13 protein-coding genes are annotated in these 13,463 nt (G+C 60.7%); 3 read left to right on the plus strand and 10 right to left on the minus strand.

Translation table 11 applies throughout. From position 1 onward, the window contains the following. Positions 1-6: 6 nt before the first annotated feature. From CI15_RS05595 to CI15_RS35155, 9 genes are all read right to left on the minus strand, one after another. Positions 7-924: a hypothetical protein gene (locus CI15_RS05595; RefSeq protein WP_062125109.1), complete on the minus strand. Its 918-nt coding sequence runs from the start codon at positions 922-924 to the stop codon at positions 7-9. A gap of 19 nt (positions 925-943) precedes the next feature. Further along, positions 944-2,143 carry an FkbM family methyltransferase gene (locus CI15_RS05600; RefSeq protein WP_062125110.1) on the minus strand — a complete coding sequence of 400 codons (1,200 nt, stop codon included), beginning with the start codon at positions 2,141-2,143 and terminating at the stop codon, positions 944-946. After that, a complete protein-coding gene (locus CI15_RS05605) occupies positions 2,140-3,255 on the minus strand; it encodes an aromatic ring-hydroxylating oxygenase subunit alpha (protein WP_062125111.1) in 1,116 nt (371 codons plus the stop codon). Before CI15_RS05605 ends, CI15_RS05600 begins: the two co-directional genes overlap by 4 nt. Before the next feature lie 4 nt (positions 3,256-3,259). Continuing rightward, positions 3,260-3,904: an acetyltransferase gene (locus CI15_RS05610; RefSeq protein WP_062125113.1), complete on the minus strand. Its 645-nt coding sequence runs from the start codon at positions 3,902-3,904 to the stop codon at positions 3,260-3,262. Between the two features lies 1 nt (position 3,905). Further along, a complete protein-coding gene (locus tag CI15_RS05615; RefSeq protein WP_062125114.1) occupies positions 3,906-4,661 on the minus strand; it encodes an SDR family NAD(P)-dependent oxidoreductase in 756 nt (251 codons plus the stop codon). A 2-nt stretch (positions 4,662-4,663) separates the two neighbouring features. Then, entirely contained in the window at positions 4,664-5,677 is a 1,014-nt protein-coding gene (locus CI15_RS05620) for a ketoacyl-ACP synthase III (protein ID WP_241495797.1), read from the minus strand. A 28-nt stretch (positions 5,678-5,705) separates the two neighbouring features. Then, a complete protein-coding gene (locus tag CI15_RS05625) occupies positions 5,706-5,948 on the minus strand; it encodes an acyl carrier protein (protein ID WP_062125117.1) in 243 nt (80 codons plus the stop codon). After that, a complete protein-coding gene (locus CI15_RS05630) occupies positions 5,945-7,066 on the minus strand; it encodes a DegT/DnrJ/EryC1/StrS family aminotransferase (protein WP_062125118.1) in 1,122 nt (373 codons plus the stop codon). Before CI15_RS05630 ends, CI15_RS05625 begins: the two co-directional genes overlap by 4 nt. Positions 7,067-7,157: 91 nt before the next feature. Next, positions 7,158-8,834, minus strand: a complete 1,677-nt coding sequence (locus tag CI15_RS35155; protein WP_075643656.1) for a glycosyltransferase family 2 protein — start codon at positions 8,832-8,834, stop codon at positions 7,158-7,160. A gap of 365 nt (positions 8,835-9,199) precedes the next feature. On the opposite strand from CI15_RS35155, the gene CI15_RS05640 reads away from it, so the two are divergent. The 3 genes from CI15_RS05640 to fliT all read left to right on the plus strand — a co-directional run bounded on the left by CI15_RS05640 (position 9,200) and on the right by fliT (position 12,456). Beyond that, on the plus strand, positions 9,200-10,417 hold the full coding sequence (locus CI15_RS05640) for a flagellin (protein WP_062125119.1): 1,218 nt from the start codon (positions 9,200-9,202) through the stop codon (positions 10,415-10,417). A gap of 148 nt (positions 10,418-10,565) precedes the next feature. After that, positions 10,566-12,137, plus strand: coding sequence for a flagellar filament capping protein FliD (fliD, locus tag CI15_RS05645; protein WP_062125121.1), 1,572 nt, complete (start codon positions 10,566-10,568; stop codon positions 12,135-12,137). 19 nt (positions 12,138-12,156) lie between these two features. Continuing rightward, positions 12,157-12,456, plus strand: coding sequence for a flagellar protein FliT (fliT, locus tag CI15_RS05650; protein ID WP_062125122.1), 300 nt, complete (start codon positions 12,157-12,159; stop codon positions 12,454-12,456). Between the two features lie 92 nt (positions 12,457-12,548). Here the strand turns inward: fliT and gcvA are convergent, their stop codons facing one another. Continuing rightward, on the minus strand, positions 12,549-13,454 hold the full coding sequence (gene gcvA / locus CI15_RS05655; RefSeq protein WP_062125123.1) for a transcriptional regulator GcvA: 906 nt from the start codon (positions 13,452-13,454) through the stop codon (positions 12,549-12,551). Between the last annotated feature and the right edge of the window lie 9 nt (positions 13,455-13,463).

Consider the following 13,463-nt stretch of genomic DNA (forward strand, 5'->3'; position numbering starts at 1 on the left):
CGTCATTTATCTTGTCTGTTCAGTGAAATAGCGATCCAGTCCGGCATGGTCAAGCAAACTGTCTCCGAACAATGTCTGTTTGACCAGCTCACGGGCCTGTTCCAGGTCGTAGCGAAAACATGCGCGCAGCGTGTCGAACTTCCTGTCGTGGAAATCCGGTTTGGGCTCTTCGATCTCGATGTTTTCATTAGAAAAAAACGAAGGCACATCAGGCGTTTCGACGTCTTTCTCAAACACCTCGCGAACGAATTGGCGGCGTCGGTTCGGGTCGGCAAGCTGATTGACGGAAATCACGGCGATGTCCTGCGGCATGTACTTTTCCAGCAGCATTCGAATGGGCTGGTAAAAAAAGCCACCGCTGAGCACCGAGCAAAACGGCCACTGCCGTCGTGACAGATGGAAACCTATTTCGTATTCGACGCGCTCGAGAAAGCTATGTGTACGAATATGCTCCATTTCCTTTTCGATGTATCCCTTGAACACGCCACTAAGACGCCGCGGATAGTATTGCTCGACGGTTTCGAAAAGGGTCCGGCGACGGACTTCTTTTGCCCCCACCCTATTCCAGAACGAAAGGAAATAGCTGTCGAATTCGGGGCCGCTCCTTTCAAACACCTTCATCATCTTGTAGCAGGACCATGACCGATCGAACTGATTACGCCAGCAAATGACAATCCTGGTCTCGTGCTCGGGCAACAAGCGGATGTGGTCGGCACTCTTCGAATAGATCACCGTGGCGTCCAGCAACGGGCGCCCCGTTGGAACGCGGAATTTCCCGGGATGAGGCTCATCGTTGACATACAGCGCAGGTTCCTTGATTCCCGGCACCCTGTCTTCTGCCAAATCGTTAGCGACCATCCAATCGGACAGTGGAGTCGTTCCGCACTTGTCCATGCCGGCGATGAAGATATTACTGATTGCCATGCCTTTCCTTCTCGCTGGCTCAGTAAAAGTACAGGCAGGTGTCCCACCGGTCTTCCGTGTGGTGACGCAGGCCGATCCGGTAACCCGGTTCGATGGAGTCGACGAAGGCCGGGAGATCCAGCAAGTCCGTGGCACGGTGATAAGCCGAAATGGCCATCTTCGGATGCCCGGCCTGAATCGATTTGATGCTCCCCTTGAGCGCCGGCAGCTCGAAACCTTCGATGTCCATTTTGATGAAGGTGGGAGCGTCGTCGATGATCTCGTCGACGGGACGAAGCTCGACCATACCCGAGGGCTTTTCATCGCCGCCAGGGAGAATGGAACCCCCGTGCCCGCCTACATGATTGAACGGCACCCGTGCCCGACTCTCGCCGACGGCATAAGGATGCAGGCTGATCTTGCGTTCCAGTTCCGTACCGGCATACCGCCGCAGAAATTGCTGGAGCGTCTTGATGTTGATGCTATCCGGCTCGATCATCCACGCACGATCGAACTTGCCTCGAGTCGTCCCGATCAAGCCTGTCGTCGATTCCGCGATGGAAGCACCGCAATCGACGAATTTCTCGTGTTCGGTGAAAGACAACAGGCCGGAACGGAAATACAAGGTGCAATATTGCCTTGCGACGTTCAGATACCACTCCGGGTCGCACGTCAGATGAAAACTGAGGACGCGCCAAAGCGTTTCTTGCGAGTAGCTGTCCGCAAGCCGCTTCGACAGCGCAACGAACCCGTCGGCACGGTCTGCAATGACCGGACCCCAATCCGCCACGCGATAGTCGAGCGAACCGTTCAGGTCGAGCACACGCACCGCCTGCTCGAAATTCAGACACGGAATGTCGTGGCGACGGCAAAGGTCGTCGAAGAAGCGCTTGGAATGGTCGTAGCGGCAAGAATTGATCGCAACGATGGAAGGATCTTTTTTTACCAGGTCGAGGAACACGTCAGTGGAAATGATATCCACGCCCCAAAACTGCTCGCCGCGATGACATTTGAAATCGTCCACGACGTGCAGCGCCGTTCCCTTGTCGCCAAGCGCGGCAATAAACTGCGCGCCGAAATCCTTGGTGCCAAGCACGACGTATTTCGTCGCCTTGCCATACTGTGCGATTACCTTGCGTGCATTGTCGGGGACAAAGTAAGCCGCATCTTCGCGATACTGCTCCAACAGGCGATAAAACGATTCTTCGGCAGATTTACCTGCGATATCAACGGCACTCATTCCTGTCCTTCGATTGGTTGGGCTGCAACATAGGCGTGGTGAAAATGACGAACGCGGTCTTCGATTCCCTCGCCGAGAACCGCCAGCTTCGTCGCATTGCGCACACCCGCCTGCACCTTGGCGCAAATCCCGCCGTCTTCCGCAAACACCTTTTTGGTGAAGGCGTGTCCATCGGCGTAAATGTGTTCCATCATCTTTTTCCCGGCCTCCGTGCCGCCTTCGAATGCCACGCCGATCGTGCGCGAATGCACGGTCGAGGTCTCCGCGGTGGTCGGATCGAAACGCTGCACGTGAAAGCTGTAGCCCATGAAGGACGTCACGGTCAGGTTGGGAAAGATGTGATGATGCGTGTAGTGCTCGAAACGCCACGGCCAGCGGCCGATTCTGGATTCCATGCGCTGGAAGCGAGCGACCCAGTCGGCGTTGGCATCGTGCTCCAGATGACTGTGGCGGGCGTCGTCGAAGAAGAAGCGCGGAGCGTCTTTCTCGCGACTCATCCCGTCTACTTCCATGAACGTGCCGGAATGCACCGAGGGAACGTGATAGCCCTCCAGAGCGTTTTCGATGACGACCTTCCAGTTGGCCGCGACATCTTCGCGGAATTCATCCAGCACCGTGTCCATGCCTTCGCTGGCCCGTTCGAGGAAGCCATATTGCGAACCGAGATAGTCGCGCAGACTCGGTCCCGACTCCGACATGCGAACGAAAATGAATTGCCCTGCCGTCTCGCAGGCGAACTCATGCAAGCGGAACTTCTCCGGCTCCGCGACGACCTGCGGAAACGCCTGCTTTTGAGGCATGCTCAGCGGAACGCCGCCTTTGTCATACACCCAGCTGTGATACGGACAGCGCACGTAGCCGCGATGCTTACCGGGCTCGCACAAACGGGCATGGCGATGTGAGCACACGTTCAGGAAAGCGCGCGGCTTGCCCGACTCGTCGCATTGCAGAAGGATGTCTTTATTCCCGAGCCGCATGCCCTGATGCACGTTGCCCTGCAGTTCCAGTTTCAGGCCAGCGAAAATCCACGACTGGCGAAACAAGCCGTTCAGTTCGTTTTCGTGGTGGGCAGAATCGACGTAAGCGCGGGGCGGAATCTGTTGAGTCGACATAAAATCAGCGGAAAGAAAAGCGTTTGGCCGGATTGCCCAGGACCGTGATACCTGCCGGGATGCGACCAATGACGACGCTGCCCGGCGCGACAGTCACGCCATCGCCGATAACGGCGCGGCTGGTAATCACGCAGTTGGGATGAATCGTGACGAAGTTGCCGATACGAGCGCCGCCGGCAATCGTGCAATGGCTGTTTATCTGGCACCACTCGCCGATGCGGGCATCGTGACCGACCACGGTGTATTCCTGAATGCAGCTAAAGGCACCGACGTGCGTATCGACCGAGATGCCTACGCCAGGGCCGACGATGCAACCATGCGCCAGATGCGCATGCTTGCTGACATTCGCACGCGGATGCACGACCGTCGCGAAGTCGACGCGATGAACGTCACGCAGCGTAGCGGTGTACTTGAAGCGCTGTTGCGGATCGCCGAGCGCAGCCATGAACGCCTCGTTCGGCAACGGCTGGTACGTCAGCGGATCGCCGACGATCGGCACGTCGCGTGGCGTTGTATCGAGCGCATCGGTACGGCTGTCGAGAAAGCCCTTCACCTTGAATAAGGGATTGTCGTCCTCGATATAGCTCAGTACTTCGCGGCCGAATCCTCCGGCCCCGACGATCAGCAGGTGGCGATGAGCGTTCGACATGTCAGCTGATCGTCAAGCCGCCATCCATCACCATCGTCGTACCGGTGATCCAGCGGCTGGCGTTCGACAACAGGAAAATAGCGGCATTGGCCACGTCTTCCGGTTTGCCAAAGCCGAGCGGGTAGTTGTTTCGCTCCTGCTCCATCGAGCCGACCATGGTGGCCGTCGCATCCAGCAAAGGCGTTTCGACCAATGCTGGCGAAAGGCAATTGGCACGAATGCGGCGCTTGACCACTTCCATGGCAAGGCATCGCACGATGGCAATCAGTGCTGCCTTCGTTCCCGAGTAAGCCGCTACACCGGGAACGCCGATGTGCGCCGCAATCGAGGCGACAAAGACGAGCGAACCTTCCGGCGCTACCAGATTGCGCTTCAGCAGCGCCTGCGTCAGCATCATAGGCGCATCGACATTGATAGCCTGCACCTCACGCAAGTGCTGCTCCGTGAACATCCGCACCGGACTCAGCCGCGAGATACCCGCGCTATGTACGACGCCATTCACTGGAACACCATCAAGCGCAGCCACCAATGCCTCCCGCTCGTCCGCATTGGTCAGTTCGGCCTGGACCGCGTGATGTCCTGCCAAGGCCGATTTGTCCAGCATCTCCAGCGTCTGTTTCAGACGCTCGCGGTCGCGGCCCGTGATGACGACTTGCGCGCCCATCTGCGAGCAGGAGATCGCAATCTGGCGACCAATACCGGATGAAGCGCCTGTGACCAGGATGCGCTTGCCGGAAAGCGAAAACGGGTTATCCATACTCATGACTCGATCAATGCCGGAAACTTGGCGCCTTCGATATCCATAATGACCGTGCCCCACGACAGGCCAATGCCGAAACCACTCAACAGCAAGCGATGCCGTGCGCTGCCCAGCACCTCGTGCAGACGGGCCGTCATCGTCACCGGCAAGGACGCGCCGCTGGTATTGCCGAAATCCGGCAAGGTGGAAGGCACTTTCTCCACCGGCAAACCCAGCTTCTTGCGGATGGTTTCGTTGATCATCCTGTTGGCCTGATGGAAGACGAAGTAATCGATGTCGTCCTTGCTCATGCCGGTTTTTTCCAGAATCTTTTCGACGGCCGGCGGTACACGCTGCGTGGAAAAACTCAGCACGGCCGGACCGTCGAGCGTCAGGTCCAGCCCTGAATGGAAAAAGCCGCCTTCATCGCGAGTCGGAATCAGATGGTGGATGCCCACCGGTTCGCGATGTCCGCCGACCGGCAAGCAGATGGCCTTGTAGCCGCTGCCGTCGCTGTTGAGGTCGAAGTACATCGGCGGCGCTTTCTCGTCGAACTCGAGCGCCGTGGCGGTACCGGCATCGGAGAACAGGGGGTCGCGCAGATTCCCCGAGCGATCCCCGATCAGCAACAACGCCTTCTTGATCGCGCCGGCGGCAATCATGCTGCCCAGCAAATGCAGACCGAACGGATAACCTGAGCAGCCCAGGTTCACGTCATAGGCAATGGTCGCCTGCGACAGCTTCAGGCGATCCTGCAAGATGATCGCCGTCGACGGAATCGGGTAGTCCGGCGACTGCGTCACGACGACCAGCGCATCGATCTCGTCCCGCGCCCACTCCAATTCAGCGAGCAACGTCTCGGTCGCATCGAAAGCGAGGTCGGAAAAGCATTGCCACTCCGGGCAAAGGCGTCGCGTCTTGATGCCGATATTGCGCACCAGGCGCTCGCGCTCCGAACGGATTTGCGGCGGAGCATCGAGGACGTTGTCATAGACACGTCTGGGCACGCAGGTCGCCATGCCTGCGAAGCGCACATTGCGCAGAGTGGAAAACGCCATGTGCTTACCCGAGCAGTTTGTAGAGGTCGGTGATGGTCGCGCACTTCTTCAGGTCTTCACCCGAGATCACCTTGCCGAACTCCGTGTCGAACATCACGATCACGCCCAGCGCAGCCAGCGAGTCCCACTCGGGCAGGCTGTGCAATTCCGTTTCCGGTGTCACTTCCACCGACTCCTGGAAGTCGGTGACCACCAGGAAATTCTCGATGAACTGTTCGATGCTGGGGATTACAAATTCCGTATTCATTGGATACCTCTGATTAGTGCTGCAATGTTTTCGACCTCATCGTCCGTGAGGTTCGGATAAATCGGCAGGCAAATCACATCGGTCGCGACCTTGGTCGCCACCGGCAAATTGCTGCGCGAAGCGCCTGGCATGCCGCGATACATCGGGAACTCGGTGATCAAGGGATAGAAATAGCGGCGGCCATGAATCCCCTTTTCCCGCAACCGCTCGAACAGCGCATCGCGGCTGAGCGGATAGTCCTGCCCGACCAGGATCGGGTAGTACGAAAAATTGGTGCCGTTCCCCTCCCGTTGCTGGACGCATTCGATGCCGGGCACGTCTTTCAACAGCTCGCCGTATTTCGCGCCGATCTCGCGACGGCGCGCCAGTGCCTTGTCGATGTGTTTCAACTGCAGCAAGCCGAAGGCGGCATTGACCTCGGCCATCTTGCCGTTGATGCCAGGCGCGACGACCGTGGTTTCGTCGACGATCCCGAAGTTTTTCAGGTTGTCGATGCGGGCTTTGGTCTTTTTGTCCGGGCAGACGATGGCGCCGCCCTCGAAGGTCGTGAATACCTTGGTGGCGTGAAAGCTCAATACGGAGAGGTCGCCGTGCCGCAGGATGCTGCCGCCTGCGTCGCGCACACCGAAGGCATGCGCGGCGTCGTAGATCACTTTCAGGTTGTAGGTGTCGGCGATTTTCTGGACCGCCTCGACGTTGCAGGGATTGCCATAGCAATGCACCGGCAGGATAGCCGTGGTCTTGGGCGTGATGGCCGCTTCGATCTTCGTGGGATCGAGATTCAGCGTGAGCGGGTCGATGTCCACGAAGACCGGCTCGATGCCATTCCAACGAAGCGAGTGCGCCGTGGCGATGAAGGAGTACGGCGTCGTAATGACCTCGCCGGTGATGCGCAAGGCTTGCAAGGCCGTGACCAGCGCGAGCGTGCCGTTGGAAAAGAGCGCGATGTGCTCGACACCGAGATACTCGGCGAGCGCTTCCTCGAGGTGCTCGTGCATCGGCCCATGATTGGTCAGCCGCCTCGAGTCCCAGATTTTCTCCAGGTACGGAATGAAGTCCTCCAGCGGTGGCATGTACGGCTGGGTGACATAGATGGGCGTGTGGCCGGGCGATTTCATGGGCACTCGATATAAGTCGGTCCCGAGATTTTCTCCTTCAGGCCGCCATTTCAGTCCGATGAACTGAGGGGCTTTTCCCCCCTACTACGCCTCATTGGGCATAAACGTGCGTGACCGGCATGTCATGTCCCGCCTTTTCGCCGTATTTCTGCAGATACCGGTCATAGCCGTCGCGCCACGACTCGCTGCCGTAGCGACGCCCACCCTCGTGAATCACCGAGAGCGCCCACGTTCCCATTTTCAGGCCAGCCAGTTCGGCCTGGCGACAGAAGTCCAGATCGTGGAAGTCGAACCCGAACCGTTCGTCGAACCGGACACCGCGGGCAAGCAGCGTTTCGCTGTCAGCGACGAGCATCAAGCCATCGAGCAGCTTGCATTCCTGCTCCGATGGGCCGTATAGATCGACTTCGTCGCAGGGCATGTCACGACCGCGACCGACGCTCCCACTCAGATGCTCCGCGTCCGGTTCGAAGCTGAGCGTCGTCGAATGCCAGGCCGGCTGCCCCGGCACACGGCGCGTGTTGCCAGCGATACCGACCACGTCGAACTGCTCGAGTGCCGCGTGGATGCGCTGCGCCCAGAAGAAGTCGGCGAGCCAAACGTCATCGTGGATAAAGACGAGGATCGCGGGATCGGTGGCCGCCGCCTCGATCGCGGCGTTGTAGATCGCGGGCAAGCCCTGCGTATTGTTGATCGTCAGCCTGATCTGCACATCGTCTTCACGCATGGCGGAGCTGTACAGCCGCAGCGAACGGCCGAGCGCGGTTTCCGCCATGAACTGCTCCTGGCTTCCCCGCGTGGCGCAGATGAGCCGCAGGCGCTTGCGTTTCTTTGCTGCCGCTACCGCGCGCGCGTGGGCGATGCCGTCGAGGAACCGGCGAGACTCGGGCAGCTCGCGAGGCGGCACGCGCCCCAACTCCTCGAGGCTTTGCCGCAGTGGTTCGAGCCCCGACAGGCCACGCTGTTCAATCGCAAAGCTGTAAACCTCGCCGAGCCGCTCGCGAGCCCTGTCGAGCGCCTCCGCACCGATGGTCCCGGCGGCCGCCTCGCCGCGCACCATGATTTCCCATTCGTAGAAGCCCGCCGCAAGCCAGGGGTTCGACACGCCGGAGTTTTGCTCCGCATGCCGCCGAAAGCAGCCATGGTGGCCGCCCGCGAGAACGACCGGTCCCTGCTCCGCCATGTTCAGGTACATCGCGACATCGGTCAGATAGATGAAGTCGTGGTTCCTGTACTTCATCATGGAGCCGACATCGACCCGCTCGCGCACGAGCATGACGTTGCTGGGCTCACCGAGGAAGTTGTTCGCTCTCACCACGACGTTCTCGACCAGAAACGCGCGATCGAGGAGCGCCATTTCGCCGGGCTGGATCAGCGCGGCCGGCACGTCGATCACTTTGTCGTCGGCGTCGATGACGACGCGCTGGTGAAACGCCAGCGTCGATTCGGGATGCTTTTCGAGCGCGGCGACCAGCGTGGCGACCGAGGTCGGCATCAAGAGATCGTCGTCGTAAAGCCACTTGACGTATTGGCCGCTCGCGCGCGCCCACAACTTCTCCTGATTGCGCAGACCATCCTGAAAGCCGTGATGAAAATATCTGATTCGCGGATCGTTCGCGCCTTCGGCAATCTCGCGCAGGATGCCGTCAGGCGTGTCGTCGCCGACGAGGATTTCGATGTCCGTGAAGCTTTGGGCGCAAGCGCTCGCCAGAGTCTTGGCCAGGTATGTCGGCTTGAACGCGGGAATGAGAATGCTGACTGTTGGCATACGACTGGCGGCGGAATTAGGCGATCGGGCAGTGTAGCGGCCGCAGTCGACTATCGATCCGGCAGACAAGCACGCTTTTCGCGCTCAATTCCGTCGATGCGCAAACGAGGTCATAGCGGAAAATGTGCGTATTGAATAATGGCCAATCGTTGGGGGCGGCGCAGGTCCAATGAAAGCCAGATGCCAGACGGCGCCGGGCACACGCCCGGTCCCGTGCGGCGGGCTCGCGCGCGCCGTTTGACTTCTTTTATCGATTCTCCCCTTAAAGTTTTCCCGGTGCAGTCCGTTATCCCAAACAAGGCGGCCAACTCACTCACCGCTGCCGTTTTTGGGATCGGGCTTGTGCCCTACTCGGAGAATCGAAAATGCTCGGAATTAATACAAACATCAACTCGCTGGTCTCGCAGCAGAACCTGACCGGTTCGGGCAGCGCACTGTCGCAAGCGATCACGCGTCTGTCCTCGGGCAAGCGTATCAACAGCGCAGCGGACGACGCGGCAGGCCTCGCGATCTCGAACATCATGCAGACCCAGATCAACGGTCTGAACCAGGGTGTGTCGAACTCGAACGACGGCACGTCGATGGTGCAAACCGCATCGAGCGGTCTCGCCTCGCTGACGAGCAGCCTGCAACGTATCCGCCAGCTGGCCACGCAAGCAGCGAACGGCTCGATGACCTCGGACGACCGCGCGGCCCTGCAACAGGAAGTCTCGCAACAGATCTCGGAAGTGAACCGTGTCGCGTCGCAGACGACGTTCAACGGCATGAACCTGCTCAACGGTTCGCTGGGCACCGTGTCGTTCCAGGTTGGCGCAAACGTCGGCCAGACGATCAGCCTGAACCTGACGCAAGACATGTCGGCTGCGAAGCTCGGCACCGGTAGCGTGCAAGCAGGCAACACGCTCGGTTCGTTCGGCAACCTGTCGCTGAACAACAGCGGCCAAACGGTTGCTACGGGCGCCTCGATCACGGCCATCAACGTGATCGCCGATGGCAAGGGCGGCTATACGCTTACGGACCAGAACAACCAGGCACTGACGGCAGCCACCGCTACGACTGTGCTGAGCGGCGTCACCATCACTGCCGACTCCTCCGGCAATGCCACCATCACCGCTGCTAATGCTACCGGCGCAGGCGCGGCGATTGCGACGGCCCTTAACACCGACATGTCGACGACGGTCGGCGCCTCCACCGCGACCCTCACGACGTCCTTCACCGCGGCTTCGAACACCACCACCGGTGCGACGATCGACGCACTCAACGTCCCGACGAACGTTGCGAGCATCGACATCAGCAGCCAGAGCGGCGCAAGCGCAGCGATGGAATCGATCGACAACGCGCTGACCACGCTGAACAACCTGCAAGCAACGCTCGGCGCGGCACAAAACCGCTTCAGCGCAATCGGCTCGACGCAGCAAGCGCAATCGACCGACCTGTCGAGCGCCCAGTCGTCGATCCAGGACGCGGACTTCGCGCAGGAAACGGCGAACCTGAGCAAGGCACAGGTTCTGCAGCAAGCTGGTATCTCGGTGCTGGCGCAAGCGAACTCGCAACCGCAGCAGATCCTGAAGCTCCTCCAGTAAGACGCTTCCGGCTGCAGGCATCCGGCGCGCAACGCAGCGCGCGCCGGACGCAAATCCGTCGGGAGGCTTGCCTCCCGATTGTCGTTTTCAGCACTGAACCGCGAATCAACCCGTTTTAACCGGCCTAGCCGACGCACGGAGCCTTCTCATGTCCACCGTAACCGGATCCACGACTGCCGCGATCTCGAGCGCAGTCGCCACCACGAACGCTGACACGCAAGCCTCGATTCAGGCCGCCGCCCAGTCGATCATCAGCGGTTCGACCAATTCGTCGATGGACACGAGTTCGCTCGTCACCGCGCTCGTCAACAGCAAGACCGCTGGCCAGGCCGCGACCATCGCCGCCTCGCAGACCGCGGACAACACGTTGATCTCGGCCTACGGCACGGTCTCCGCGGCACTCGGCGCGTTGCAGGCAGCCGTCGAGCCGCTCAGCGACGGCGCCACGCTCAATACGTTCGCAACCACGCTGACCGGCACCGGCGTCACCGCCACGGCCGCGACCGGCGCGGTGGCAGGTTCGTACTCGCTCAATGTGTCGCAGGTCGCCACGTCGCAAGTGCTCACCTCGGCGGGCTATAGCGCGTCCGAAAACCTGGCCTCCGGTGCAGCCACGATGACCTTGTCGGTCAACGGTCAGAGCACCACGATTTCCCTGAACAGTTCGAACAGCACGATTGCCGGCATTGCCTCGGCGATCAATTCGGCCAACAACAATCCCGGCGTGACCGCGACCGTGGTGACCGGCGCGGATGGCGCCCACCTCGTGCTGCAATCTACCGCGACCGGTGCGTCGAGCGGCATCAGCATCGCGATCAGCGATTCGGCCGGGACCGACGACCTGAACAAGCTCGCGGTGACGACTACCGCAGGCAAATCGATCGCCACGGCGAGCGACCTGACCGGTACCGATAGCAGCGGCAAAACGATCAACCCCAGCCAGTCGACAATTTCCGGCTCGGGCTGGAGCCAGACGCAGGCCGCCCAGGATTCGTACTTCACGCTCGGCGGCGTCGGCGTGAGCAGCTCCACCAACGCCGTGACGACGGCCCTCTCCGGCGTGACGCTGAATCTCACGGCAGCGGCAGTCGGCACCACGCAGACACTGACGATCGCGCAGGACACCAGCGCGGAGTCCTCGGCGATCAACAATTTCGTCACGGTGTACAACACGCTCGTCACGACGATGAGCGCACTGACGGCGTTCAACGCGAACTCGACGTCGCAGGGCGTGCTGATCGGCGATTCCACCGTGGCCATGATTCAGAACCAGCTCGCCCAGATCGTCGGCAGCGGGGTGGGCACCGGCAGCTCGAAGACGACGCTCGCCGCGCTCGGCATTACGCTCCAGTCGGACGGCACGCTGTCGATCGACGACTCGACGCTCAGCAATGCGCTGCAGAACAACCAGTCGGCCGTGTCCTCGCTGTTCAACATGACGAACGGTATCGCCGCGCAACTGGACAACAACATCACGAGCTATACCTCGCCCGGCGGCATCATTCAAAACCGGACGGACGCGATCAACACGGACCTGACGAGCCTCACGAACCAGCAGACGACGCTCACCGCGTGGCAGGCCCAGCTCACCAGCCAGTACACCGCGCAGTTCACCGCGCTCGACACGCTGATGGCAACGATGAACAACAACTCGCAGTACCTCACGCAACTGTTCGGCGGCACCAGCAGCGCAGGTGCACTCGCCACGAACAAGGGCTGAGCGCGGCGGGGAGAGAAACATGCAGAACGAAGCTCCGATCGAAAGCATCTGGCGGATGACGAAGGACATCGAACTGGCGGCCGCCGTCGGCGACTGGCAGCGCGCCGCGCAGCTCGCCGACGAGCGCACGCCGCTTTTGACGGCGCTCGGCGTGAAGCCGCCGCACGAGGTGATGGCACAGCTCAGGGCAATCCACGAGATCGACAACCGCATCGTCGAAGCGGCCCGTGACGCGCAGCAGGAGCTGGGCGCGGAGTATCAGGCGAGCATGCAGAAGAGTCGCAACGCCGGCAGGTATTTGAGCATGGCGCGCAGTTAAAGCAGAAAGAACGATTCGCTGCGTATTTGCGTACCTTGGCCCGCCTTGCGCGGGCTTTTTCTTTGGCGAGCCGCGAGGATCGACATAGCCAGTTACGCTGCGCCCTTTTGCCGCCTGGCGCCCTCGCGTTCCAGCCACGCACAAAACAGCGCAACCAGTTCGTCCTGAAACTTTGCTTCCGGCACGTAGGTGCAGTAGCTACGCGACGGAAGAGGCGGGCCCGCGAATGGCGTGACCAGTCGACCCGCAGCAAGATCGTCGGCGACGAGCGCGGTCGGCCCCATCGCGACGCCGACGCCGTCGAGCGCAGCCTGCAATGTCAGATAGAAGTGATCGAACGTCAGGCTCGCAGTCGGCTCGAGCAGGGAGACGCGTGCTTTCGCCAGCCAGTCCGGCCAGAGTCGCGGAAGACTCGACGTATGCAGCAACGTATGCGCGCGCAGGTCATCGGGAACCGCAAGCGGCTTGCGCTGCAGAAGCGCCGGACTGCATACCGGAATCCTGTCCTCCGACAGGAACGGCCGCATCACATAGCCATAGAACGTATCTGGGCCGCCCCGGATGATCACGTCCCAGTTTTCTTCCAGGCTTTCGAGCGGCTCGTTCGACGTTTCGACCTTCACGTCGATGCCCGGATGCGCGTCGCGGAACATGCCCAGTCGAGGCACCAGCCAGCGCAACGTGAACGTCGCCAGCGCATTGACCCGCAACGTCCGCGCGACGGGCTTCACGAGACCGTATTTCGCGGTCGCCCGCGAGATCTGGTCGAACGACGGACCGATCTCTTCCAGGTAGGCCCTTGCCGCAGGCGTGAGCACCACGCGCCGATGCTGCCGCTCGAACAGCGCTGCGCCCAGCCACTCCTCTAGCAGGCGGATCTGCTGGCTGACCGCGCCGTGCGTCACGTGCAGTTCCTCGGCGGCTTCCTTGATGCTGCCGAGCCTGCCCGTCGCTTCAAAGGCACGAAGCGCGTTCAGAGGGGGCAATGCCCGTTTCATATGCGAGAG

This window comes from Paraburkholderia monticola (assembly GCF_001580545.1).
GTDB lineage: Bacteria > Pseudomonadota > Gammaproteobacteria > Burkholderiales > Burkholderiaceae > Paraburkholderia > Paraburkholderia monticola.